A 23,451-nucleotide genomic window follows, 5' to 3' on the forward strand; every position below is an offset into this window, starting at 1 on the left:
GCGCAGCCCGCCCGCGATCCGTCAATTGCTCAGAAGGAAGTCATGCCTGCCATTACCGTTGAAGCCACGACCTTTGCCTTGTTCGGCGCGCTGGGCGATCTGGCGTTGCGCAAGCTGTTCCCGGCGCTCTACCAGCTGGATCGGGCGGGTTTGCTCAATGACGGCACGCGCATCCTGGCGCTCTCCCGCGAGCCGGGCGAACCGGCGGCGTACCTGGAGCGCATCACCCAGGCCCTGCGTCGCCACGTTCCTGCGGCGCAGCTGGACGAACAGGCCCTGGAACGCTTTCAGGCACGCTGCGCATGCCTGACCATGGATTTTCGCAATGCCGAGGATTATGCGACGCTGGCCGCCAGCGTCTCGCCCGACATGCCGCTGATCGCCTATTTCGCGACGCCCGCGGCGGTCTATGGGGCGATCTGCGAGCATCTCGCCACGGCGGGGCTGGCCGGGCAGACCCGGGTGGTGCTGGAAAAACCCATCGGTCATGATCTCGAATCCTCGCGGGTGATCAACGAGGCCGTCGCCCGGCATTTTCCCGAGACGCGCATCTACCGCATCGACCACTACCTCGGCAAGGAAACGGTGCAGAACCTGATCGCACTGCGCTTCGCCAACAGCCTGTTCGAGACGCAGTGGAATCAGCACCATATCTCCCACGTCGAGATCAGCGTCGCCGAGACGGTCGGCATCGAGGGGCGCTGGGGCTATTTCGACCAGGCCGGCCAGTTGCGCGACATGATCCAGAACCACCTGCTGCAACTGCTCTGCCTGATCGCCATGGACCCGCCCAGCGACCTCACCGCCGACAGCATTCGCGACGAGAAGGTCAAGGTGCTCAAGGCGCTGGCGCCGATTCCCGTGGAGCGCCTGGGCCAGCAGGTGGTGCGCGGCCAGTATGTGGCCGGCTCCGTGGCGGGCAAGGCCGTGCCCGGCTATCTGGAGGAAGAAAACTCCAACGCCCGGAGCGGCACCGAAACCTTCGTCGCGCTACGCGCCGATATCTGCAACTGGCGCTGGTCCGGCGTGCCTTTCTATCTGCGCACCGGCAAGCGCATGGGGGAGAAGGTTTCGCAGATCGTCATCCACTTCAAGGAGCCGCCGTTCTATATCTTCGCGCCGGAACAGCGCTCGCTGATCAGCAACCGGCTGATCATCCGCCTGCAACCGGATGAAGGCATCTCGCTGCAGGTGATGACCAAGGAGCAGGGCCTCGACAAGGGCATGCACCTGCGCAGCGGCCCCTTGCAGCTCAACTTCTCTGAAACCTATAAAAGCTCGCGTATTCCCGATGCCTATGAGCGCCTGCTGCTGGAAGTGATGCAGGGCAACCAGAATCTCTTCGTGCGCAAGGATGAAGTCGAATACGCCTGGAAATGGTGCGACCAGCTCATCGAGGGCTGGTCGCGCATCGGCGATGCGCCGAAAGCCTATCCCGCCGGCTCCTGGGGGCCGGTGGCATCCATTGCATTGATCACTCGTGACGGAAGGTCCTGGTATGGCGATCTCTGAACTCGAACTGCCCTCCGGCGTGCTGGCGCACAGTCTGGCGAGCCCCGAGCAGCTGGCACAAACACTGGCCGAGCGGGTGGCCGGGGCGCTGGATTACGCGGTTACCACCCACGGCAGCGCCAGTCTGGTGGTGTCCGGCGGGCGCAGCCCGATCGCCTTCTTCGAGGCCTTGTCCGTGCGTGAGCTGGACTGGAAGAAAGTCCAGATCAGCCTGGCGGACGAGCGCTGGGTCGAGGGCGATGACCCTGACAGCAATGAAGGTCTGCTGCGCCGGCATCTGCTGTGCCATGCGGCGGCTGAAGCCGAGTTGCTCGGGCTCTACCAGCCTGCCGACAGCCTGGAAGAAACCGCCCGCCTGGCAGGCGGGACGCTGGAGCGGCTCAAACGGCCCATCGATGTGCTGGTGCTGGGCATGGGCAACGACGGCCATACGGCTTCGCTGTTTCCCGACAGCCCGCTGCTGGTGCAGGGGCTCGATGCCGAGGGCACGCAAGCCTGCCTGCCGATGCTGGCTCCGGTGGAGCCCCGGCAGCGCATCAGCATGACGTATGCATTGCTGGCCTCCGCGCGGGTTCAGTGCCTGTCGCTCCAGGGTGCGGAAAAACTGGAAACCCTGCGTCAGGCCATGCAGGTGGAGCCCGCGCAAATGCCCATCCGTGCGTTCCTGCACGCCCCACTGGAAATCTACTGGTGCCCATGACGGCCCCGAGGAACAGCCCATGAACATGGACCAGAAAAATGCCTTGCTGGATTCCATCTGCACCGAAGCGCGCATTCTGCCCGTCATCACCATCGGCAGCGAGGCGCAGATCCTGCCGCTGGCCGATGCCCTGGCTGCCGGTGGCCTGAGGACCCTTGAAATCACCCTGCGCTCGGCACATGGCTTGACCGCTATCCGTCGCTTGCGCGAAGAACGCCCCGAGCTGTGCATCGGTGCCGGTACGGTGCTCGACAAGCGCATGATGGATGAGGTCGAGGCCGCTGGGGCGCAGTTCATCGTCTCGCCGGGATGCACCGACGAACTGCTCCAGGCCGGTGTGTATTGCTCAGTGCCGCTGCTAGCCGGGATCAGTAGCGCCTCGGATATCATGCGTGGCTATGGGCTTGGTTATCGCCGCTTCAAACTGTTTCCCGCGGAAGTCTGTGGCGGCATTGTGGCGCTCAAGGCGCTGGGCGGCCCCTTTGCCGATGTGCGTTTCTGCCCGACTGGCGGCGTCAATGCGGGCAATGCGGCGCAGTATCTGGCGTTGCACAATGTCATGTGCGTTGGCGGCACCTGGATGATCGATGGCGCGACGCTGAAGAGCGGCGACTGGGCAGCCATCGAGCGTGCAACAGCCGAAGCGCTGGCGGCGCTGGGCTGAACTAGGCTGATTTTTTTATTGGCCCGATAGTGCTTGAGTGAGGCAGCGCGTATAGTGCGCGGCCTTTCTATCGGAACTGCCACACCGGGAGGTGCCCAGATGACCGAACACGAAGATTCAACCCCTCATATTGCCCACGGCGAAAAGCTGCAGAAGGTTCTGGCCCGTATCGGCCTGGCTTCTCGGCGCGACGTGGAAAGCTGGATTGCCGCTGGCCGGGTCAAGGTCAACGGCGCTGTCGCGACGCTCGGTCAGCGAGTCGATCTGCACGACGCCATCGCCGTCGACGGGCGTCTGCTCAAGCGCGAAGAAACGGCTGAAGTGGTCCGCCGCGTGCTGATCTACAACAAGCCCGATGGCGAGATCTGCACCCGCGACGACCCGGAAGGCAGGCCGACCGTATTCGACCGGCTGCCGCGGCCGAAGGAAGGCCGCTGGATCAATATCGGGCGCCTCGATATCAACACCACCGGCCTGCTGCTGTTCACCACCGATGGTGAGCTGGCCAACCGCCTGATGCATCCTTCCTACGAGATGGACCGCGAGTACGCGGTGCGGGTGCGTGGCGAGGTCGATGACGAGATGATCGAGCGCCTGAAGACGGGGGTCATGCTCGAAGACGGGCCGGCACGCTTTACCGATATCCAGCAGGCGCCGGGTGGTGAAGGTTTCAACCACTGGTATCACTGCGTGGTAATGGAGGGCCGCAACCGCGAAGTGCGCCGTCTGTGGGAGTCCCAGGGGCTGGTGGTCAGCCGTCTGAAGCGGGTGCGCTTTGGTCCGGTGTTCATGACCTCGGACCTGCCGATGGGGCGTTGGCGCGAGATGACCCAGAGCGAAGTCAATATTCTCAGCGAGGAAGTCGGTCTCAAGCCGGTGGCCCTGCCGGAAATGAAGGCCAAGGCGAAAGAGAAGATCGAGCGCATGCAGCGCAAGGCGAGCAAGCCCGTCGGGCGGGGTGAGCGGCGTCCGCGTGTGCTGCGTCCTGCCGAGGGTGGCGCCGCTGAGAAGGGGCGCGAGCCACGTGCCGAGCGGCCCGTGCGCAAGCCGCGTGATACGGATGAGCGCAGCAATCCGAGTCGGGGTACGCCGGTGGCGGAGCGTCCGAATGCGGGCGGTCGAGGTCGCGGCAAGCCTTCGGGACGACCGGGCCCCAAGCGTCCGTAACGTCTGTCGTGAAATAAAAAGAGCGAGCCGGTGACGGTCTCGCTCTTTTTTATGACTGCAGCGCGGCGCTCAGGCTGCGGCGAAACACAGGCGGTTGCGACCGCTGCGCTTGGCTTCATACAGCGCCTGATCAGCGCGTTGCAACAATGCGTGCTGGGACTCGCTCGGGTGGTATGTGGCACAGCCGAGGCTGGCTGACAGCTGTATGGTTTTCTCCCCAATCAGCAATGGCAGCTTCTCGATGGCCAGACGGATGCGCTCGCCGACGCGGGTGGCCGCTTGCGCGTCTGTATTGGCCAGCAGCAGAACGAATTCCTCGCCACCGAAGCGGAAGACCATGTCGATATTGCGCAGCTGTTCCCTGAGCAACAGGGCTACGGCACGCAGGGCCGCATCTCCGGCGTGATGGCCATGGGTATCGTTGAGGTGCTTGAAGTGATCCATGTCCAGCATGATCACCGAGAGTGCCTGGCCGTAGCGCCGCGACATCTCGATTTCCCGGTTCAGAGCCTGTTCAAGCGCCACGCGGTTGCCGGCTCCGGTCAGGGAGTCTTTCAACGAGGCCTGTACGGCGCGCCGGTACAGCAGTGCATTGCAGAGCGGAAAGAGCAGACAGCCGATGGTTTTTTCCAGCTGCTCCAGTGTCGCCTCGGAAAGGGCCGTGCGGCTGTACAGGCTGAGTTCGCCAAGGCTCTCGCCATGATGGGACAGCTGGTAGCTGATGCAGCACGGCTCGACTTCGCCCAGTTGCAGATGGAAATCCGTGCCGGCATGACGGTAGACCAGTGCATCCAGCGGGATCAGGGGGCGGATTTCGCTGAAGAAGAATCCCAACAGCCTGTCCAGTTCCAGGCTGGTCTGCAGGCGTAGCGTAAGGTTGCGCAGCAGATCGGTGAGGCTGGGCGTGCGGACCGATGATTGTCCGAGCGGTCCTGGATTCAGCCGGGTGACGACTGCGGTATTGATATCGATGGCACTATTGTTCTGCTGCGGCAGCATGGTGGAACCCCCGAAACGCAATGGCGTTAATGAGGGCTCTATAGCGAATTCGATGCCAAGTTAACTTTTTCTTTTGTTATCAATAAGTTAGAGATTATGATCGAGCGCTTTGGTGGCTTTTCGCCATTTAGGTGGCAGATCGCTGCCGCTTTGTGCGATCCGCCACCTTGAAGGTGTCATAAAGTCGACGTTTTATGTGTGCGGTGGATTACTGAGCGTTCAGTGCCTGTCCATTGACGCCCTTACTGTCCGGCCCCATGAGATAGAGGTAGACCGGCATGATGTCCGCAGGCAGCGGATTGACCGCCGGATTCTCGCCTGGATAGGCCTTGACGCGCATATCGGTACGCGTTGCGCCTGGGTTGACGCTGTTGCTGCGTACCGTGGTGATATCGTCCAGTTCATCGGCCAGAACCTGCATCAGGCCTTCGAGGGCGAACTTGGACACCGCATAACCGCCCCAGTAGGCGCGGCCTTTTCGCCCTACGCTGCTGGAGGTGAAAACGACCGAAGCGTCGCTGGAGAGTTTGAGCAGCGGTAGCAGCGTGCTGGTAAGCATGAAAGCGGCGTTCACGTTGACCTGCATGACGCGCATGAAGTTTTCACCGGTCAGCTGTTCGATCGGCGTGCGTGGGCCGATGATTCCGGCGTTGTGCAGCAGGCCGTCCAGTCGACCGAACTCGCGCTCGATGGTGGCTGCCAGTTCGTCGTACTGATGTGGCAGGGCGGTTTCCAGATTGAGCGGAATCACCACGGGCTGGGGCCAGCCGACGGCTTCGATCTCGTCATAGACCCTGTTCAGGTTCTCTTCATTCTTGCCCAGCAGCAGCACGGTCGCGCCATGCGCCGCATAGGCCTTTGCAGCGGCTTCACCAATTCCACGGCCCGCGCCGGTCACCATGATGATCCGACCTTCCAGCAGGTTGGGTCGGGCTGAATACTCGAACATCTGAAGCCTCGTACAGTCAGGATGTGGGCAGGTCGCCCATGAATGTTGTTGGAGCCCGTGTGGCAGGGTTAGTGGTTGTCTGCCGCGCGATTGAGTATTGCGCGCAGCTCCAGTGGGTGATCGATGACCAGATCCGCCCCCCACTGGTCCGGGTTGTCCTGGGGGTGAATATAGCCATAGCGCACAGCCGCCGTTCGACTGCCCGCTGCGCGCCCGGATTCTATGTCGCGCAGATCATCGCCCACGAACAGAGTGGTCGAGGGCGCGAGCCTCAACTGGCTGCAGGCCAGTAGCATGGGTTCCGGGTCGGGTTTGCTCTTGCTGACATGATCGGGGCAGACCAGCACCGCAGAGCGAGTACTGAGCCCCAGTTGCTGCATGATGGGCTCGGCAAAGCGCAGGGGCTTGTTGGTCACGACGCCCCAGAGCAGGTCCGCCTCTTCGATGTCGCTCAGCAGCTGTGCCATGCCGTCATACAGCCGGCTTTCAACCGCGCAATGCTCCTGATAGCGCTCCAGAAATTCCAGTCGCAGGGTTTCGAATTCGTCGGACAGTGGGTCGACATCGAACGCGCTGAGCACCATGGCCCGCGCCCCGCCGGAGACGACGTCACGAACCTGCTGATCGGGAATACGCGAAAGCCCGCGGGCCAGACGCATGGCCTGGGCCACGGCGATGAAGTCGGGCGCGGTATCGAGCAGGGTTCCGTCCATGTCGAATAAAACGGCACGAAGGTGCATCAGGCCTCCCGCAGTGTCTGAACCATGTAGTTCACATCGACGTCCGGTGACAGTTTGTAGTCCTTGGTCAGCGGGTTGTAGGTCAGGCCGATGATGTCCTTGACGGCCAGGCCCGCTTCGCGGCTCCAAGCGCCGAGTTCGGAAGGGCGGATGAACTTGCGGTAGTCGTGTGTGCCGCGTGGCAGCATCTTCAGCACATATTCCGCGCCGATGATGGCCAGGGCATAGGCTTTGGGATTGCGGTTGATCGTCGAGAAGAATACCTGGCCACCCGGTTTCACCATCTTGTAGCAGGCGCGGATGATCGACGCCGGGTCTGGGACATGCTCAAGCATCTCCAGGCAGGTCACCACATCGAACTGCCCGGGGCACTCCTGGGCAAGGGCCTCAGCGGTGATCTGTCGATAATCGACTTCCAGGCCCGACTCCAGCAGGTGCAGGCGTGCGACCGAGAGAGGCGCCTCGCCCATGTCTATGCCGGTAACCGTCGCGCCGCGCTGGGCCATGGCTTCACTGAGGATGCCACCGCCACAGCCAACATCCAGCACCTTTTTGCCGGCCAGCGAAATGTGCTCGTCAATCCAGTTCACGCGTAGCGGATTGATTTCGTGCAGGGGCTTGAACTCGCTTTCGCGGTCCCACCAACGGTGTGCGAGCGCTTCGAATTTGGCGATTTCGGCGTGATCGACGTTGCTCATAATCTGTTCCGTATGAAAGCGTGAAGGGGAAGCTTGAGCTGCAAACGCTCATGTTGCCAGCTTCCATCAGACGAAGGGGCTTCGGCGAAGCGTCTTCTGCATGTCAGTTTGTCGCGGTATTGCATGGCGTTATGGGTGTCGCTCAGTGTTTGGCGCCTATCCTGCGTCCCCATTCCTGGGCGGTTGCGATGATGCGTTGTTCGTCCATGCGCAACAATTGGCGATCCCTGAGCAGCTGTTTGCCACCCACCCATAGGTGCCGCACGCAATCCCGCCCGCCTGAGTAGATCAGCTGCGATACGGGATCATAAACGGGCTGCTGGGCGAGGCGGGACAGGTCGAATGCCACCATGTCGGCGAATTTGCCGATTTCCAGCGAGCCGGTGTGATCGTCGAGGCCGAGCGCCCTTGCTCCATTGAGTGTGGCCATGCGCAATGCACGGTGTGCATCCAGTGCCGTGGCCGATCCCGCAACGGCCTTTGCCAGCAGCGCTGCCGTGCGCGTTTCGCCCAGCAGGTCAAGATCGTTGTTGCTGGCGGCGCCGTCCGTACCGATGGCGACGTTGACGCCGGCCTCCCATAACCGCTCGACCGGGCAGAAGCCGCTGGCCAGTTTCAGGTTCGATTCGGGGCAGTGGATGACACTGCAGTTGTGCTCGACCAGCAGGGCCATGTCTTCATCATTTACCTGGGTCATGTGCACTGCCTGAAAGCGAGGCCCCAGAAGTTGCAGGCGAGCGAGGCGGGCCAGCGGGCGTTCCCTTTGTGTACGAATGGCTTCCTGCACCTCATGGGCCGTTTCGTGAACGTGCATCTGAATGCCGGCATCCATCTCTGCTGCGAGTGTGCGGATGCTTTCGAGTTTTCCGTCCGAGAGGGAATAAGGCGCGTGCGGACCAAAGGCTATGCTCAGCCTGGGGTGATGCTTGAGATCGTCGAACATTGCTACGGCCTTGCGCAGCGCTTCGCCGGCATCCCGTGAGTCGGGCGTTGCGCCGTCAAAAATCGTGACGGCTATCTGTGCCCTGACACCGTGCTTGTGAACGAGCTCGCTGACGATTTCAGGGAAGAAATACATGTCGGAAAAACAGGTGACGCCACTTTGTAGCTGTTCGGCGATGGCGAGTTCGCTGCCTGCGCGAACGAAGTGCTCATCGACCCATGTGTTTTCTGCCGGCCAGATGTGCTCGCGTAGCCAGGTCATCAATGGCAGATCATCGGCAAGACCCCGGAACAAGGTCATCGCCGCATGCCCGTGCGCATTCACAAGGCCGGGCGTGAGCAGCATCCCGCTGAGATCGAGGGCTTCCCTGGCAACGTACTTGCCGATTTCCTCGCGAGGAGCAATCAGGGCGATTCGTCCATCGCGGATGCCAAGTGCATGATTCTTCAACACAACACCGGCTGGCTCTACCGGTACCAGCCAGGTAGGTAATAGAAGCAGGTCGAGAGGTTCTGAGGGGGTATGCGACATAGAGGTCATCGGACTGATCGGTATGGCCGCCAGTGTAAAGCCTGCGCAAGGCAGTTTGAAGAAAGCAGGAAAAGCGGTAACGAATAAGCGTTGTGCTATATCAAGAAGCGAAGGCTTCAGCTGCATTTCGCTGCTGGCGGAATAAATCTTCAAAAACTCGTTGACGGCTCGTTCTGTGGGCCTATAATGCGCACCTTCTCCGGCGCAGGCCCTTGGTAAAACCTCTTGTAAATCAAGAAGTTAGCTAAAAATAAGGGCTTGCACGGACGGCAAATTCAAGTAGAATGCGCCGGGCTGACAGGGCGGTGGTTGAGTCCTGTTGGTGCTTCGGTCGGTTCGATCGCAAGCGGTTGAAAGAGGTGGTTGACAGCGGTTTTGAACGCTGTAGAATTCGCCTCCCGCTGACGAGAGACGCTGAGTCGATCGACAGCATAAGCGGTTGAGAAGAAAGAAAGATTCTTCAAAAACAGCTTGACGAGATACAAGGCTGCTGTAGAATGCGCGGCCTCGGTTGAGACGAAAGGCTTGATCGAAACGCTCTTTAACAACTGAATCAAGCAATTCGTGTGGGTGCTTGTGAGGTAAGACTGGTAGTCAGCAAGATTATCAGCATCACAATGTACTCAACGAGAAATCATTGAGTGCTCTTCTTGAGTTTGCTTAAGAAGAGATTGCGATTGCTGAGCCAAGTTTAGGGTTTTCTCAAAACCCAAGCAGTATTGAACTGAAGAGTTTGATCATGGCTCAGATTGAACGCTGGCGGCAGGCCTAACACATGCAAGTCGAGCGGATGAGGGGAGCTTGCTCCCTGATTTAGCGGCGGACGGGTGAGTAATGCCTAGGAATCTGCCTGGTAGTGGGGGATAACGTCCGGAAACGGGCGCTAATACCGCATACGTCCTACGGGAGAAAGCAGGGGACCTTCGGGCCTTGCGCTATCAGATGAGCCTAGGTCGGATTAGCTTGTTGGTGAGGTAAAGGCTCACCAAGGCTGCGATCCGTAACTGGTCTGAGAGGATGATCAGTCACACTGGAACTGAGACACGGTCCAGACTCCTACGGGAGGCAGCAGTGGGGAATATTGGACAATGGGCGAAAGCCTGATCCAGCCATGCCGCGTGTGTGAAGAAGGTCTTCGGATTGTAAAGCACTTTAAGTTGGGAGGAAGGGCAGTAAGTTAATACCTTGCTGTTTTGACGTTACCGACAGAATAAGCACCGGCTAACTTCGTGCCAGCAGCCGCGGTAATACGAAGGGTGCAAGCGTTAATCGGAATTACTGGGCGTAAAGCGCGCGTAGGTGGTTTGTTAAGTTGGAAGTGAAAGCCCCGGGCTCAACCTGGGAACTGCTTTCAAAACTGGCAAGCTAGAGTATGGCAGAGGGTGGTGGAATTTCCTGTGTAGCGGTGAAATGCGTAGATATAGGAAGGAACACCAGTGGCGAAGGCGACCACCTGGGCTAATACTGACACTGAGGTGCGAAAGCGTGGGGAGCAAACAGGATTAGATACCCTGGTAGTCCACGCCGTAAACGATGTCAACTAGCCGTTGGGCTCCTTGAGAGCTTAGTGGCGCAGCTAACGCATTAAGTTGACCGCCTGGGGAGTACGGCCGCAAGGTTAAAACTCAAATGAATTGACGGGGGCCCGCACAAGCGGTGGAGCATGTGGTTTAATTCGAAGCAACGCGAAGAACCTTACCAGGCCTTGACATGCAGAGAACTTTCCAGAGATGGATAGGTGCCTTCGGGAACTCTGACACAGGTGCTGCATGGCTGTCGTCAGCTCGTGTCGTGAGATGTTGGGTTAAGTCCCGTAACGAGCGCAACCCTTGTCCTTAGTTACCAGCACGTTAAGGTGGGCACTCTAAGGAGACTGCCGGTGACAAACCGGAGGAAGGTGGGGATGACGTCAAGTCATCATGGCCCTTACGGCCTGGGCTACACACGTGCTACAATGGTCGGTACAAAGGGTTGCCAAGCCGCGAGGTGGAGCTAATCCCATAAAACCGATCGTAGTCCGGATCGCAGTCTGCAACTCGACTGCGTGAAGTCGGAATCGCTAGTAATCGTGAATCAGAATGTCACGGTGAATACGTTCCCGGGCCTTGTACACACCGCCCGTCACACCATGGGAGTGGGTTGCTCCAGAAGTAGCTAGTCTAACCTTCGGGGGGACGGTTACCACGGAGTGATTCATGACTGGGGTGAAGTCGTAACAAGGTAGCCGTAGGGGAACCTGCGGCTGGATCACCTCCTTAATCGAAGACATCAGCTTCTTCATAAGTACCCACACGAATTGCTTGATTCATTGCGAAGACGATTGGGTCTGTAGCTCAGTTGGTTAGAGCGCACCCCTGATAAGGGTGAGGTCGGCAGTTCGAATCTGCCCAGACCCACCAATGTTGTGTGGGGCGCAGGCTTCAAGACATTGGGGCCATAGCTCAGCTGGGAGAGCGCCTGCCTTGCACGCAGGAGGTCAGCGGTTCGATCCCGCTTGGCTCCACCACCACTCGTCGGGATAGAGTTCAGAAATGAACATTTCTGCGTAGGCAGTTGAATGTTGATTTCTGGTCTTTACCAGTATCGTTCTTTAAAAATTTGGGTATGTGATAGAAATAGACTGAGTGATCATTTTCACTGGTGGTTGTTCAGGCTAAGGTAAAATTTGCGAGTTGCTCGAGAGAGCGAAATGCGGATTTTCGGCGAATGTCGTCTTCACGTTATAGACAGTAACCAGATTGCTTGGGGTTATATGGTCAAGTGAAGAAGCGCATACGGTGGATGCCTTGGCAGTCAGAGGCGATGAAAGACGTGGTAGCCTGCGAAAAGCTTCGGGGAGTCGGCAAACAGACTTTGATCCGGAGATCTCTGAATGGGGGAACCCAGCCATCATAAGATGGTTATCACACACTGAATCCATAGGTGTGTGAGGCGAACCAGGGGAACTGAAACATCTAAGTACCCTGAGGAAAAGAAATCAACCGAGATTCCCTTAGTAGTGGCGAGCGAACGGGGACTAGCCCTTAAGTGGCTTTGAGATTAGCGGAACGCTCTGGAAAGTGCGGCCATAGTGGGTGATAGCCCTGTACGCGAAAATCTCTTAGTCATGAAATCGAGTAGGACGGAGCACGAGAAACTTTGTCTGAATATGGGGGGACCATCCTCCAAGGCTAAATACTACTGACTGACCGATAGTGAACCAGTACCGTGAGGGAAAGGCGAAAAGAACCCCGGAGAGGGGAGTGAAATAGAACCTGAAACCGTATGCGTACAAGCAGTGGGAGCCTACTTTGTTAGGTGACTGCGTACCTTTTGTATAATGGGTCAGCGACTTATTTTCAGTGGCGAGCTTAACCGAATAGGGGAGGCGTAGCGAAAGCGAGTCTTAATAGGGCGTCTAGTCGCTGGGAATAGACCCGAAACCGGGCGATCTATCCATGGGCAGGTTGAAGGTTAGGTAACACTGACTGGAGGACCGAACCGACTACCGTTGAAAAGTTAGCGGATGACCTGTGGATCGGAGTGAAAGGCTAATCAAGCTCGGAGATAGCTGGTTCTCCTCGAAAGCTATTTAGGTAGCGCCTCGTGTATCACTGCTGGGGGTAGAGCACTGTTTCGGCTAGGGGGTCATCCCGACTTACCAAACCGATGCAAACTCCGAATACCAGCAAGTGTCAGCACGGGAGACACACGGCGGGTGCTAACGTCCGTCGTGAAAAGGGAAACAACCCAGACCGTCAGCTAAGGTCCCAAAATCCTGGTTAAGTGGGAAACGATGTGGGAAGGCTCAGACAGCTAGGAGGTTGGCTTAGAAGCAGCCACCCTTTAAAGAAAGCGTAATAGCTCACTAGTCGAGTCGGCCTGCGCGGAAGATGTAACGGGGCTCAAACCAGGTACCGAAGCTACGGGTTCATCTTAGGATGAGCGGTAGAGGAGCGTTCTGTAAGCCTGTGAAGGTCAATTGAGAAGTTGGCTGGAGGTATCAGAAGTGCGAATGCTGACATGAGTAACGACAATGCGAGTGAAAAACTCGCACGCCGAAAGACCAAGGGTTCCTGCGCAACGTTAATCGACGCAGGGTGAGTCGGTCCCTAAGGCGAGGCTGAAGAGCGTAGTCGATGGGAAACGGGTTAATATTCCCGTACTTCTGGTTACTGCGATGGGGGGACGGAGAAGGCTAGGCCAGCTTGGCGTTGGTTGTCCAAGTTTAAGGTGGTAGGCAGAGATCTTAGGTAAATCCGGGATCTTAATGCCGAGAACTGATGACGAGCTTTCTTTTAGAAAGCGAAGTGGTTGATGCCATGCTTCCAGGAAAAGCCTCTAAGCTTCAGGTAATCAGGAACCGTACCCCAAACCGACACAGGTGGTTGGGTAGAGAATACCAAGGCGCTTGAGAGAACTCGGGTGAAGGAACTAGGCAAAATGGCACCGTAACTTCGGGAGAAGGTGCGCCGGTGAGGGTGAAGCATTTACTGCGTAAGCCCATGCCGGTCGAAGATACCAGGCCGCTGCGACTGTTTATTAAAAACACAGCACTCTGCAAACACGAAAGTGGACGTATAGGGTGTGACGCCTGCCCGGTGCCGGAAGGTTAATTGATGGGGTTAGCGCAAGCGAAGCTCTTGATCGAAGCCCCGGTAAACGGCGGCCGTAACTATAACGGTCCTAAGGTAGCGAAATTCCTTGTCGGGTAAGTTCCGACCTGCACGAATGGCGTAACGATGGCGGCGCTGTCTCCACCCGAGACTCAGTGAAATTGAAATCGCTGTGAAGATGCAGTGTATCCGCGGCTAGACGGAAAGACCCCGTGAACCTTTACTATAGCTTTGCACTGGACTTTGAATTTGCTTGTGTAGGATAGGTGGGAGGCTTTGAAGCGTGGACGCCAGTTCGCGTGGAGCCATCCTTGAAATACCACCCTGGCAACTTTGAGGTTCTAACTCTGGTCCGTTATCCGGATCGAGGACAGTGTATGGTGGGTAGTTTGACTGGGGCGGTCTCCTCCTAAAGAGTAACGGAGGAGTACGAAGGTGCGCTCAGACCGGTCGGAAATCGGTCGTAGAGTATAAAGGCAAAAGCGCGCTTGACTGCGAGACAGACACGTCGAGCAGGTACGAAAGTAGGTCTTAGTGATCCGGTGGTTCTGTATGGAAGGGCCATCGCTCAACGGATAAAAGGTACTCCGGGGATAACAGGCTGATACCGCCCAAGAGTTCATATCGACGGCGGTGTTTGGCACCTCGATGTCGGCTCATCACATCCTGGGGCTGAAGCCGGTCCCAAGGGTATGGCTGTTCGCCATTTAAAGTGGTACGCGAGCTGGGTTTAGAACGTCGTGAGACAGTTCGGTCCCTATCTGCCGTGGACGTTTGAGATTTGAGAGGGGCTGCTCCTAGTACGAGAGGACCGGAGTGGACGAACCTCTGGTGTTCCGGTTGTCACGCCAGTGGCATTGCCGGGTAGCTATGTTCGGAAGAGATAACCGCTGAAAGCATCTAAGCGGGAAACTTGCCTCAAGATGAGATCTCACTGGAGCCTTGAGCTCCCTGAAGGGCCGTCGAAGACTACGACGTTGATAGGTGGGGTGTGTAAGCGCTGTGAGGCGTTGAGCTAACCCATACTAATTGCCCGTGAGGCTTGACCATATAACACCCAAACAATTTGATGTTTGCGTGTCAGACGGTTGAAGTCGACAAACAAACCGAAAAGACGCATCGCTCGCAAAGCGAACCAAGACAAAGCAACAGCGCAACACAACACATCACATGCCCAATTAGGGGAAGCGACTCAACACCGACTCCCCAACCGAATTGCTTGACGACCATAGAGCGTTGGAACCACCTGATCCCATCCCGAACTCAGCAGTGAAACGACGCATCGCCGATGGTAGTGTGGGGTCTCCCCATGTGAGAGTAGGTCATCGTCAAGCTTCTACACCAAACCCCCGACCATCGAAAGATGATCGGGGGTTTGTCTTTGCGCAAAAGAAATTTCCTGCTTTGCCTGCATGTCAGGCTTTGAAAGTAGAGTGGTGTTTGGCTGCTTATTTCAAGCGAGAGAGGGCTCCCAGGGCGCTTCGTCAGAACAATTACGTGCGAAGCGGCTGGGGCAGAATCTTTGAATGTGCTGCGTGAGTCGCCATTGACTGTGGAGTGGTGGCGGCTCGGCTTTGCTCAATCTCCGCGATATTCGCAACCGCTTGTGCAGGTTTCATGGATGCGAATTCGCGATAGTTCAGGTAGCAGCGGCTTGAGTTCACGCCAAATCCATTTTGCCAGGTTTTCGCTGGTCGGGTTTTCCAGGCCAGGCAGATCATTCAAGTAATTATGATCAAGCCGTTCAAGAAGTGGCTTGAATATGCTTTTGATCTCGCCGAAGTCGCGTATCCAGCCGGTGTGTGGATCGACTTGCCCTTCGATGTAAAGTGCTACTCGGAATGAGTGACCATGAAGGCGCCCGCATTTGTGTCCTTCAGGCACATGCGGTAAACGGTGTGCAGACTCGAATGTAAACTCTTTGAATATTTCCACGTCGCTGGCTCACTTGGACGGGCCTCAGGGGCCGAAGGCGTTCATTTTATCTTCTTTTCTTCATGCCGGTGTCGTCAGGCAAGCTTCGGCGTTTTCCGTGACTTTGTTGCCGGTTGTATTCGTGAGGGTACAGCATGTTCTTTTGACTCTCCTGTCTGCGTAATGCAAAGTACGCAGCTTTTTATCAGTGCAGCCAAGCGGCTAAAGGGGACGAAATGAATGCTGTAGTTGCAGCAGTGGCGATCATGCTGGTTCTCAGTTTGTGTCGAGTCCATGTGGTTGTGGCGTTGATTGCGGGAGCTATTGCGGGTGGACTGTTGGGGGGGCTGGGAATTGAAGGCAGCCTGGCAGCTTTCAACAAGGGCTTGGGTGGCGGTGCCACGGTCGCGCTTTCCTATGCATTGCTCGGCGCTTTTGCCGTGGCGATCGGCAAGAGCGGATTGGCTCATGCATTGGCAGACAAGGTGCTGGCAATGCTCGGTCGGAAAGATGTGAACGGTGGCGGGGCGGTCAAGTGGATACTGGTCGGCCTGCTGCTAACTGTGGCGATTTCGTCCCAGAACATCCTGCCGATTCATATCGCCTTCATTCCGCTGCTGGTTCCGCCACTGCTTTATGTGCTGACCAGGCTTCAGATCGATCGCCGGCTGATCGCCTGCGTCCTCGCTTTTGGTTTGATTACGCCGTACATGTTCCTGCCGGTCGGGTTTGGCAATATCTTCCTCAAGGAAATCCTGCTCGCCAACGTCGCCAGAAGCGGGGCGTATGTAACGGGCGTCGCTGTTACTCAGGCCATGCTGATTCCAGCGCTGGGAATGCTCACCGGTCTGTTGGTCGCACTGTTCAGCTATCGTAAACCGCGTGCCTATGAGCTGCAGAAAGTCGATGCTTCGGTGCAGGTCGGCGTCCAGTACAGCCCGTTGACGCTGATCGTAGCAGGCGTCGCGATTGCGGTCGCTTTCGCCATTCAGTTGTGGCTCGACTCGATGATCATCGGTGCGCTGGCAGGCTTCGTTATTTTCTCGGTCTCGCGGGTAGTGCGTTGGCGCGAAGCTGACGATCTGTTCACCGAAGGTATGAAGATGATGGCGATGATCGGCTTCATCATGATCGCCGCTTCGGGTTTCGCCGAAGTCATGCGCGAGACCGGCCAGGTGAAAACGCTGGTCGATGCTTCGGCGCAATTGATTGGCAACAGCAAGGCGGTAGGTGCGCTATTGATGCTGTTGGTCGGCCTGCTGGTGACCATGGGCATAGGTTCGTCGTTTTCGACCGTTCCGATCATCGCCGCGATTTTCGTGCCCCTCAGCATGGAGCTGGGTTTCAGCACTCTGGCCATCGTCAGTCTGGTCGGAACCGCCGGCGCCCTGGGCGATGCAGGGTCGCCCGCTTCCGATTCGACGCTGGGCCCGACGGCGGGGTTGAACGTGGATGGTCAGCATAACCATATCTGGGATACGGTGGTGCCGACCTTCCTCCACTACAACCTGCCCCTGCTGGCATTCGGTTGGGTTGCGGCCATGGTGCTCTGATACGGCCATTGACGAATAACCGTCTGCATGGCTCATCGGGAGCAGGATGTTGCCTGGCCACAAGGCAACATCCCTGCTCACCGCCTGCACTCCTTCCCGCGAACGTTGACTAAAAGGAACAACTACCGCGACAGGGTGCATGATGGTCAACTCGACGCTCGAACAGAAAGTCTTCCTCGCTCTGTTGCTTGTCGTATCGCTGGCCTTCGGCTGGATACTTTTTCCCTTCTACGGTGCGGTGTTCTGGGCCGTCATCCTGGCGATCATCTTTGCGCCGGTACAGCGTCGCCTTTATAACCGCTTCAAGCCTCGCGGCAATCTGGCGGCTCTGATCACCTTGACCATCTGCCTGCTGGTTGCCGTGCTGCCGGTCATCCTCATCACCGGGGTGCTTGTGCAGGAAGGCTCGACACTCTATGGACGGATAGAAAGTGGTGAAATCGATATTGGGAGCTTTGTAAGTGCGGCGAAAGACCTGCTGCCTGCTTCGGTGCAGGCGCAGTTGCAGCGCTTCGGTTTTGATGACTGGGAGCAGATGCGGGAGCGCCTCTCTTCCGGTGCGTTGCAAGGTAGCCAGTATCTGGCGACCAAAGCATTCAGCTTTGGCCAGGGTACTTTCCAGTTCGTATTGAGCTTCTTTCTGATGCTCTATCTGCTGTTCTTCCTGATCCGTGACGGACGTGAGCTGGTTGCCCGTATCAGACAGGCGGTGCCGTTGAGTGAGAACCAGAAGAGGCGGTTGTTCAGCAAATTCACCCGTGTGGTGCGAGCGACAGTGAAAGGCAACATTGTCGTGGCTGTGACTCAGGGTGCCCTGGGCGGAATCATTTTTGCGGTACTGGGGATTCCCAGCGCGGTGCTCTGGGGTGTGCTGATGGCCTTTCTTTCGTTATTGCCTGCGGTTGGTGCCGGCTTGATCTGGACGCCCGTGGCGATCTATTTCCTGATGAAAGGCCTGATCATGCAGGGCGTGATTCTCATTTTGTACGGCGTGCTGGTGATCGGTCTGGTCGACAATATTCTGCGCCCTATTCTGGTGGGTAAGGACACGAAGATGCCGGACTATGTCGTACTGATCTCCACGCTGGGCGGGCTGAGTCTGTTTGGATTGAATGGTTTCGTCATTGGCCCCCTGATTGCTGCTTTGTTCATTTCATCGTGGGGACTGTTCACCTCTCCCGAGAGTGAGTGACGAGTTGAAGCAAGTAGCCTGAAAGCAGAAAGCCCCGGCATTTGCCGGGGCTTTCCATTCAACACGCTGGCTCAGCTTGGGGCCGAGCCGCGAACCTTCCTGTTAGTGGAACTGGTTCATGGTGTTGTCTTTACCGCTTGCCTTCAGAGCCGCTTCGCCAGCGAAGTACTCTTTATGGTTGTCGCCGATGTCGGAGCCAGCCATGTTCTGGTGCTTGACGCAGGCGATGCCCTGACGCAGTTCCTGACGCTGAACGCCCTTGACGTAGGCCAGCATGCCTTCTTCTGCGAAGTACCCTTTGGCCAGGTTGTCGGTGGACAGCGCGGCGGTGTGGTAAGTCGGCAGAGTGATCAGGTGGTGGAAGATACCGGCATGAGCGGAGCCGTCCTTCTGGAAGGTGCGGATCTTCTCGTCGGCAACCTGGGCCAGTTCGGTTTCGTCGTACTCGACGCTCATCAGCTTGGCGCGGTCGTAGGCGGAAACGTCCTTGCCTTCGGCGACGAACGCGTCGAATACCTGCTGGCGGAAGTTCAGGGTCCAGTTGAAGGACGGGCTGTTGTTGTAGACCAGCTTGGCGTCCGGGATGGTCTTGCGGATTTCATTGACCATGGCCGCGATCTGGCCAACGTGTGGCTTCTCGGTTTCGATCCACAGCAGGTCGGCGCCGTTCTGCAGCGAGGTGATGCAGTCCAGTACGCAACGTGCTTCGCCAGTGCCCTTGCGGAACTGGAAGAGGTTGGACGGCAGGCGCTTGGGACGCAGCAGCTTGCCTTCGCGCTTGATCACGACGTCGCCATTGCCCAGTTCGGCTTCGGTGATTTCTTCGCAATCCAGGAACGCGTTGTACTGGTCGCCCAGGTCGCCCGGCTCTTTGGTCACGGCGATCTGCTTGGTCAGGCCGGCACCCAGGGAGTCGGTACGCGCAACGATTACGCCGTTGTCGATGCCCAGTTCCAGGAACGCGTAGCGAACAGCGGCGATCTTGGCGAGGAAGTCGGCGTGTGGAACGGTCACTTTACCGTCCTGGTGGCCGCACTGCTTCTCGTCGGAAACCTGGTTCTCGATCTGGATGCAGCAGGCGCCTGCTTCGATCATGCGCTTGGCCAGCAGGTAGGTGGCTTCCGGGTTACCGAAGCCGGCATCGATGTCGGCGATGATCGGTACGATGTGGGTCTCGTAGTTGTCGATCTGCGACTGGATTTCAGCGGCCTTGGCGCTGTCGCCGGCTTCGCGGGCAGCGTCCAGAGCGGTGAACAGCAGGTCCAGTTCACGGCTGTCAGCCTGACGCAGGAAGGTGTACAGCTCTTCAATCAGGTCGGAAACGGCAGTTTTCTCGTGCATCGACTGGTCCGGCAGCGGGCCGAAGTCGGAACGCAGGGCCGCGACCATCCAGCCGGACAGGTAGAGGTAACGCTTGTTGGTGGTCTTCAGGTGCTTCTTGATGGAGATCAGCTTCTGCTGGCCGATGAAACCATGCCAGCAACCCAGCGACTGGGTGTAAACGGACGAGTCGGCGTCGTACTCGGCCATGTCCTTGCGCATGATGTCGGCGGTGTACTGAGCGATTTCCAGACCGGTCTTGAAGCGGTTCTGAGCACGCATGCGAGCGACGGACTCAGGGTTGATAGCGCTCCAGCTGCTTCCAGCTACTTCTTTCAGAGCGGCAACGGCCTTGATGTCGTTTTGATAAGCGGACATGGTCAATCCTTCAAAAGAAATTCGTGTTTGGTTGAGCACCGACTTTTCCCACCGGAACCTGCGTGCTTACGCTGATGATGCGAGGCAACACGCGGCAGAGCGTCGAAATACCGACCAGAGCGAGGATTGAACCTGGGGGAGGGTGTGCAGTCACGCTCATCAGGGAAGTCTTCAAGCCGTGGAATGATCGTGGCATTCCGATACGCAGCGGACGCGTGGCCGTTGCGTGAACAGGCTGGCAGCTTCGAGCTGATGGGTTAATTGCTTCCCCGTCCCTCGGGACGACTCGTTCCAGTCGCAACCTCGTCAGTCCGCCTTGTGGGCAGTACAGTCACGGATCCTCTCTGCTGGTTGGCTGAGTCTGATCCGGAGGCCCTTGCGAGGCCTCTGGTTAGCGGGAGCGGGGCAATGATGCGCTGTCAGAATAGGTTCGTCAAATGTTTTGTAGTGCTTTTTTCAGGTCACTACATTTTTGCGTCTGTGAGCCAGGCGCCTGGGTCGGGCTATTCCAGTCGGTCTACTTTCAGTCTAAGGGAAAGGTCCTGGCGTCCTTGGGTCGAATGGCGACGAAGGGTTCCATTCTGGTTGGAGCTGGCGCTTTCGTCGATGCCGCCGAGTGAAATCCACTCGCCGAGGCGCCCGCTGACCCGGGTATCGGTTTCCTGGATATCAATGACGTCTGCCCGGGACGCGCTCATTCGATCCTGTTGGCTGCTGATGGTGATCTGCACGCGATCCCCGTGGACCGTTGCGGTGGCATAAAAGCCGCGCGTGACGTTGCGATAGTGGGTCTGCTGATAGAGTCGGCCATACTCGTCGGTGGCGCTGGTGGTGAGGGGTACGCTTTGCCCGACTTGAATCAGGGCGGGGTAGCCCTCGGTTGTCTGCACCTGCTGAATGCCATCGCCTTGGCCGGTTGTGTTGCGGCGAATGATGCGAACCTGGTCGCGACCGCCTGCTTCGCCACGTCCGGCGCGCACCTCGGTGTCGCCGATGACGACGGAGCCATCGATGCGGTAGCCGCTATCGCTGCTCGCTGCCGAATTCTGGGTGTCTACGCTGATGAGCAGGCGTTTGGGCTCGTTGTCCAGTTGTGACAGGACTTCGCGCAGCTCGGCGATCACTGCCGCCGGCGCATTGACGATCAGCTGATTGCCGTAGGCGTTCACCTTGCCCTGATCGCCGACTACCGACTCCGCGATGGGAAGCATGTCCTGGGCCATGCGGAAGTTGAGCGGAATCACTTCGGTCGCGGCCTGGAGGGTCGTGCTGAGCAGGAGCGAGGCGAGAAGAAGCAGACGGCACGTCATAGCAGGAAACTCCGCAGATCCGGATGGGACAGGCTGTGCTCCCAGGCACTGTCGAATTGGCGGCGCAGGGCGCGGGCTCGACCGGGGTTCTGGTAGAGCGCATAGCCTGCAATGCGCTCCGGTTCGGGACGTATCAGCAGGCAGCGTTCATCGACGACCAGAAAGGCAGAGGTTTGCGCCGGATAGTCGTGATTGAGTGTGCGGATCTGCATGCTGCTGGTCAATCGGCGCGCCAGCGTCAGCAGGCGGTGGCCTTGCCTGATGGCAAGGGTCGGATCTGCAAGCAGAATGCGCAGGCGATTGCGTGGGTGCGCCAGAAGAAAATGCGTGGCTGCCTGCACGATATCGTCCTGATTGTAGAGCCAGGGCTCCAGATCGGGACTGTACAGGCACAGCGAGTGCCGTGCCTGCTCGAACAGCGCCAGCGTATGCCGGCGTGCGTCTTCCCGTGTTTCGAACGATTGGAGCGTGTCACTGCCATCCGCTGCAAAGGCTTCGGGACGATTTCTCCGCTGCGGCTGTAGCGGATTGTTGATGCGGTAACGCCCAGGAGACTCGAAGTCGATGGCTGCCGGTTCGCTTGCGGCCATCGGGGGATTCGAGTCATCCGTACTCATGTCGGGAATCAGCCGCTTGTGCGCAGCATGTCGACGTGAGGCAGTCCGGCTTCCAGAAATTCCTCGCTCACGACCTCGAAACCGAGTCGTTCGTAGAACCTTGTAGCGTGAACTTGGGCGGTCAGTCTTTGCTCCCTGAGACCGCGACGTTCGGCTTCGGCAATGACCGCACGCATCAGGGCGTCGCCGATGTTCATGCCGCGCCAGTCGCGCAGTACCGAAACGCGACCGATCTGGCCATCGCTCAGCAGGCGTGCGGTGCCGATGGGGTAGCCATTTTCCAGAGCCAGGAAATGGATGGCCTCTTCATCATCACCGTCCCATTCGAGTTCCGGCGGGACCGACTGCTCGGCAACGAATACGGTTTCCCTGATCCGACGCAGGTCTGCATTGTCCTGTTGCCAGTCAGCGATTCGAACGGCTATTTCAGTCATCAGCAAACTCCAGACTTCCCTGTTTTACCAGTTGCAGCACAAGATTACGCCCATCTTCATCGTTCAGCCATTGGCCAAGGTTTTCGCTGTGCAGTGCATCGGCGGAGCAGAGCAGCTTCAGCAGTTCCTTCAGATGGGGTGGGAGCAGGCGGCTCTGGCCGCTGGCGAACAGCAGAAGACCGATGTCGATTTCGCTCCAGGCTAGGCGGGCGCTGAGATTGCGCACCAGGATGGCGCCATTGGCGAGGGCCTCGGACAGTTGCTGCTCATCGATCTCCGGTCCCTGTACGCGTTCCGGATAGCGGGGTTCGGTCATGAACTGGCCGAACCAGGTCAGCAGCAGACGCTCGTCACCCATGTGTTCGTTGAGCATGGCTCGCAGGCGATCCAGCGCATCGCTCTGGATCTGGTGCGGGTCCTCGACGGGTAGCTGGTCGGCATCGCCGTAGCGTTCTTCATCGGGCAGGAACTGTGCGAGAAAATCGGTGAAATGCGTCAGTACTTCCGCCGCGCTGGGTGCCCGGAAGCCTACCGAGTAGGTCATGCAGGCATCCTCGGCGGTGCCGAAATGCGCCAGGCGGGGTGGCAGGTAGAGCATGTCGCCGGGTTCCAGCACCCATTCATCGGTACCCTGGAAGTCGGCGAGAATGCGCAGGTCGCCATGTTCCAGCAGAGGGCTTTCGCTGTCGCACATCTGGCCGATGCGCCAACGGCGCTGGCCGTGAGCCTGGAGCAAGAAGACGTCATAGTTGTCGAAGTGGGGGCCGACGCCACCACCGGGGGCGGCGAAGCTGACCATCACGTCATCGATGCGCCAGTTAGGCAAAAAGCGGAAGTGCTCGGTGAGTTCGGCGACTTCAGGAACCAGTTGGTCCACCGCCTGGACCAGCAGCGTCCAATCCCGCTCGGGCAGGTTCTGGTAGGTGTCTTCCGTGAACGGGCCGCGCCGAAGCTCCCAGGGGCTGTCGCCATGCTCCACGACCAGGCGTGATTCGACTTCTTCCTCCAGGGACAGCCCGGCCAGCTCATCGGGCGAAATCGGGCTTTCGAATGACGGAATGGCCTGACGGATAAGCAGCGGTTTCTTTTGCCAGTAATCACGCAGGAATTCGCGCGCACTGATACCGCCGAGGATTTGCAGGGGAATATCGGAAGTCATGCCGTGTACCTTGCTCTGTGGATAGAGCCGTAATAAAAACGCCCGGCACTGCCGGGCGTGCAAAAGGGGAATTCGC

The 23,451-nt window shown here is 58.2% G+C and carries 18 protein-coding genes, 2 tRNA genes and 3 rRNA genes; 11 read left to right on the plus strand and 12 right to left on the minus strand.

Annotated features, from left to right (window positions below):
• Nucleotides 1–42: 42 nt before the first annotated feature.
• The 4 genes from zwf to rluB all read left to right on the plus strand — a co-directional run bounded on the left by zwf (nucleotide 43) and on the right by rluB (nucleotide 4,043).
• The gene (gene zwf, locus ACYCFC_RS04575) at nucleotides 43–1,512 is read left to right on the plus strand and encodes a glucose-6-phosphate dehydrogenase (protein ID WP_459653244.1); all 1,470 of its coding nucleotides are present in this window, start codon (nucleotides 43–45) and stop codon (nucleotides 1,510–1,512) included.
• Nucleotides 1,499–2,212, plus strand: a complete 714-nt coding sequence (gene pgl / locus ACYCFC_RS04580; RefSeq protein WP_459653245.1) for a 6-phosphogluconolactonase — start codon at nucleotides 1,499–1,501, stop codon at nucleotides 2,210–2,212. Before zwf ends, pgl begins: the two co-directional genes overlap by 14 nt.
• A gap of 19 nt (nucleotides 2,213–2,231) precedes the next feature.
• Complete coding sequence (locus ACYCFC_RS04585; RefSeq protein ID WP_459653246.1) at nucleotides 2,232–2,876, plus strand: bifunctional 4-hydroxy-2-oxoglutarate aldolase/2-dehydro-3-deoxy-phosphogluconate aldolase; 645 nt, start codon at nucleotides 2,232–2,234, stop codon at nucleotides 2,874–2,876.
• A 99-nt stretch (nucleotides 2,877–2,975) separates the two neighbouring features.
• Complete coding sequence (gene rluB / locus ACYCFC_RS04590) at nucleotides 2,976–4,043, plus strand: 23S rRNA pseudouridine(2605) synthase RluB (RefSeq protein ID WP_181084371.1); 1,068 nt, start codon at nucleotides 2,976–2,978, stop codon at nucleotides 4,041–4,043.
• Nucleotides 4,044–4,112: 69 nt separating this feature from the next.
• Here rluB and ACYCFC_RS04595 read toward each other — a convergent pair whose 3' ends face one another.
• The 6 genes from ACYCFC_RS04595 to ACYCFC_RS04620 form a co-directional block, all read right to left on the minus strand.
• Nucleotides 4,113–5,042, minus strand: coding sequence for a GGDEF domain-containing protein (locus tag ACYCFC_RS04595; protein ID WP_181084369.1), 930 nt, complete (start codon nucleotides 5,040–5,042; stop codon nucleotides 4,113–4,115).
• A gap of 208 nt (nucleotides 5,043–5,250) precedes the next feature.
• Nucleotides 5,251–5,991 (minus strand): YciK family oxidoreductase, encoded by a 741-nt coding sequence (locus ACYCFC_RS04600; protein WP_181084367.1) that lies wholly within the window; start codon nucleotides 5,989–5,991, stop codon nucleotides 5,251–5,253.
• 68 nt (nucleotides 5,992–6,059) lie between these two features.
• Nucleotides 6,060–6,731 carry an N-acetylmuramic acid 6-phosphate phosphatase MupP gene (mupP, locus tag ACYCFC_RS04605; RefSeq protein WP_181084365.1) on the minus strand — a complete coding sequence of 224 codons (672 nt, stop codon included), beginning with the start codon at nucleotides 6,729–6,731 and terminating at the stop codon, nucleotides 6,060–6,062.
• Entirely contained in the window at nucleotides 6,731–7,429 is a 699-nt protein-coding gene (gene ubiG, locus ACYCFC_RS04610; RefSeq protein WP_181084362.1) for a bifunctional 2-polyprenyl-6-hydroxyphenol methylase/3-demethylubiquinol 3-O-methyltransferase UbiG, read from the minus strand. Before ubiG ends, mupP begins: the two co-directional genes overlap by 1 nt.
• Nucleotides 7,430–7,571: 142 nt before the next feature.
• On the minus strand, nucleotides 7,572–8,903 hold the full coding sequence (locus ACYCFC_RS04615; RefSeq protein ID WP_459653950.1) for a TRZ/ATZ family hydrolase: 1,332 nt from the start codon (nucleotides 8,901–8,903) through the stop codon (nucleotides 7,572–7,574).
• 275 nt (nucleotides 8,904–9,178) lie between these two features.
• Nucleotides 9,179–9,460: a hypothetical protein gene (locus tag ACYCFC_RS04620; RefSeq protein WP_459653247.1), complete on the minus strand. Its 282-nt coding sequence runs from the start codon at nucleotides 9,458–9,460 to the stop codon at nucleotides 9,179–9,181.
• A 164-nt stretch (nucleotides 9,461–9,624) separates the two neighbouring features.
• Here ACYCFC_RS04620 and ACYCFC_RS04625 point away from each other — a divergent pair.
• The 5 genes from ACYCFC_RS04625 to rrf all read left to right on the plus strand — a co-directional run bounded on the left by ACYCFC_RS04625 (nucleotide 9,625) and on the right by rrf (nucleotide 14,832).
• Nucleotides 9,625–11,161: ribosomal RNA gene (locus ACYCFC_RS04625) — 16S ribosomal RNA — on the plus strand.
• 64 nt (nucleotides 11,162–11,225) lie between these two features.
• A tRNA-Ile gene (locus ACYCFC_RS04630) sits at nucleotides 11,226–11,302 on the plus strand.
• A gap of 31 nt (nucleotides 11,303–11,333) precedes the next feature.
• Nucleotides 11,334–11,409, plus strand: a tRNA-Ala gene (locus ACYCFC_RS04635).
• Nucleotides 11,410–11,657: 248 nt separating this feature from the next.
• Nucleotides 11,658–14,548, plus strand: a 23S ribosomal RNA gene (locus ACYCFC_RS04640).
• Nucleotides 14,549–14,716: 168 nt separating this feature from the next.
• A 5S ribosomal RNA gene (gene rrf / locus ACYCFC_RS04645) occupies nucleotides 14,717–14,832 on the plus strand.
• The 16S, 23S and 5S rRNA genes sit together here with 2 tRNA genes alongside, the layout of an rRNA operon.
• A gap of 244 nt (nucleotides 14,833–15,076) precedes the next feature.
• Here the strand turns inward: rrf and queD are convergent.
• Entirely contained in the window at nucleotides 15,077–15,433 is a 357-nt protein-coding gene (gene queD / locus ACYCFC_RS04650) for a 6-carboxytetrahydropterin synthase QueD (protein WP_181086811.1), read from the minus strand.
• Nucleotides 15,434–15,648: 215 nt separating this feature from the next.
• On the opposite strand from queD, the gene ACYCFC_RS04655 reads away from it, so the two are divergent.
• Nucleotides 15,649–16,965 (plus strand): Na+/H+ antiporter family protein, encoded by a 1,317-nt coding sequence (locus tag ACYCFC_RS04655; RefSeq protein WP_459653248.1) that lies wholly within the window; start codon nucleotides 15,649–15,651, stop codon nucleotides 16,963–16,965.
• Between the two features lie 142 nt (nucleotides 16,966–17,107).
• On the plus strand, nucleotides 17,108–18,157 hold the full coding sequence (locus ACYCFC_RS04660; RefSeq protein ID WP_459653951.1) for an AI-2E family transporter: 1,050 nt from the start codon (nucleotides 17,108–17,110) through the stop codon (nucleotides 18,155–18,157).
• Between the two features lie 102 nt (nucleotides 18,158–18,259).
• Here ACYCFC_RS04660 and ACYCFC_RS04665 read toward each other — a convergent pair whose 3' ends face one another.
• The 5 genes from ACYCFC_RS04665 to ACYCFC_RS04685 form a co-directional block, all read right to left on the minus strand.
• Nucleotides 18,260–19,855: an isocitrate lyase gene (locus tag ACYCFC_RS04665; RefSeq protein ID WP_459653249.1), complete on the minus strand. Its 1,596-nt coding sequence runs from the start codon at nucleotides 19,853–19,855 to the stop codon at nucleotides 18,260–18,262.
• Between the two features lie 503 nt (nucleotides 19,856–20,358).
• The gene (locus ACYCFC_RS04670) at nucleotides 20,359–21,165 is read right to left on the minus strand and encodes a secretin N-terminal domain-containing protein (RefSeq protein ID WP_459653250.1); all 807 of its coding nucleotides are present in this window, start codon (nucleotides 21,163–21,165) and stop codon (nucleotides 20,359–20,361) included.
• A complete protein-coding gene (locus ACYCFC_RS04675) occupies nucleotides 21,162–21,755 on the minus strand; it encodes a DUF7931 domain-containing protein (protein ID WP_459653251.1) in 594 nt (197 codons plus the stop codon). The genes ACYCFC_RS04670 and ACYCFC_RS04675 overlap by 4 nt, the downstream gene beginning before the upstream one ends.
• A 35-nt stretch (nucleotides 21,756–21,790) precedes the next feature.
• The gene (locus tag ACYCFC_RS04680) at nucleotides 21,791–22,216 is read right to left on the minus strand and encodes a GNAT family N-acetyltransferase (protein ID WP_181086816.1); all 426 of its coding nucleotides are present in this window, start codon (nucleotides 22,214–22,216) and stop codon (nucleotides 21,791–21,793) included.
• Complete coding sequence (locus ACYCFC_RS04685) at nucleotides 22,209–23,375, minus strand: ribosomal protein uL16 3-hydroxylase (RefSeq protein ID WP_459653252.1); 1,167 nt, start codon at nucleotides 23,373–23,375, stop codon at nucleotides 22,209–22,211. The genes ACYCFC_RS04680 and ACYCFC_RS04685 overlap by 8 nt, the downstream gene beginning before the upstream one ends.
• Nucleotides 23,376–23,451 lie beyond the last annotated feature (76 nt).

Source organism: Stutzerimonas sp. NM35 (genome assembly GCF_054604355.1).

Excerpts from the sequence above, each read along its gene's own strand:
- zwf (WP_459653244.1), top strand. The coding sequence starts at position 43 with ATGCCTGCCATTACCGTTGAAGCCACGACCTTTGCCTTGTTCGGCGCG.
- pgl (WP_459653245.1), top strand. The coding sequence starts at position 1,499 with ATGGCGATCTCTGAACTCGAACTGCCCTCCGGCGTGCTGGCGCACAGT.
- ACYCFC_RS04585 (WP_459653246.1), top strand. The coding sequence starts at position 2,232 with ATGAACATGGACCAGAAAAATGCCTTGCTGGATTCCATCTGCACCGAA.
- rluB (WP_181084371.1), top strand. The coding sequence starts at position 2,976 with ATGACCGAACACGAAGATTCAACCCCTCATATTGCCCACGGCGAAAAG.
- ACYCFC_RS04595 (WP_181084369.1), bottom strand. The coding sequence starts at position 5,042 with ATGCTGCCGCAGCAGAACAATAGTGCCATCGATATCAATACCGCAGTC.
- ACYCFC_RS04600 (WP_181084367.1), bottom strand. The coding sequence starts at position 5,991 with ATGTTCGAGTATTCAGCCCGACCCAACCTGCTGGAAGGTCGGATCATC.
- mupP (WP_181084365.1), bottom strand. The coding sequence starts at position 6,731 with ATGCACCTTCGTGCCGTTTTATTCGACATGGACGGAACCCTGCTCGAT.
- ubiG (WP_181084362.1), bottom strand. The coding sequence starts at position 7,429 with ATGAGCAACGTCGATCACGCCGAAATCGCCAAATTCGAAGCGCTCGCA.
- ACYCFC_RS04615 (WP_459653950.1), bottom strand. The coding sequence starts at position 8,903 with ATGTCGCATACCCCCTCAGAACCTCTCGACCTGCTTCTATTACCTACC.
- ACYCFC_RS04655 (WP_459653248.1), top strand. The coding sequence starts at position 15,649 with ATGAATGCTGTAGTTGCAGCAGTGGCGATCATGCTGGTTCTCAGTTTG.
- ACYCFC_RS04660 (WP_459653951.1), top strand. The coding sequence starts at position 17,108 with ATGGTCAACTCGACGCTCGAACAGAAAGTCTTCCTCGCTCTGTTGCTT.
- ACYCFC_RS04665 (WP_459653249.1), bottom strand. The coding sequence starts at position 19,855 with ATGTCCGCTTATCAAAACGACATCAAGGCCGTTGCCGCTCTGAAAGAA.
- ACYCFC_RS04670 (WP_459653250.1), bottom strand. The coding sequence starts at position 21,165 with ATGACGTGCCGTCTGCTTCTTCTCGCCTCGCTCCTGCTCAGCACGACC.
- ACYCFC_RS04675 (WP_459653251.1), bottom strand. The coding sequence starts at position 21,755 with ATGGCCGCAAGCGAACCGGCAGCCATCGACTTCGAGTCTCCTGGGCGT.
- ACYCFC_RS04680 (WP_181086816.1), bottom strand. The coding sequence starts at position 22,216 with ATGACTGAAATAGCCGTTCGAATCGCTGACTGGCAACAGGACAATGCA.
- ACYCFC_RS04685 (WP_459653252.1), bottom strand. The coding sequence starts at position 23,375 with ATGACTTCCGATATTCCCCTGCAAATCCTCGGCGGTATCAGTGCGCGC.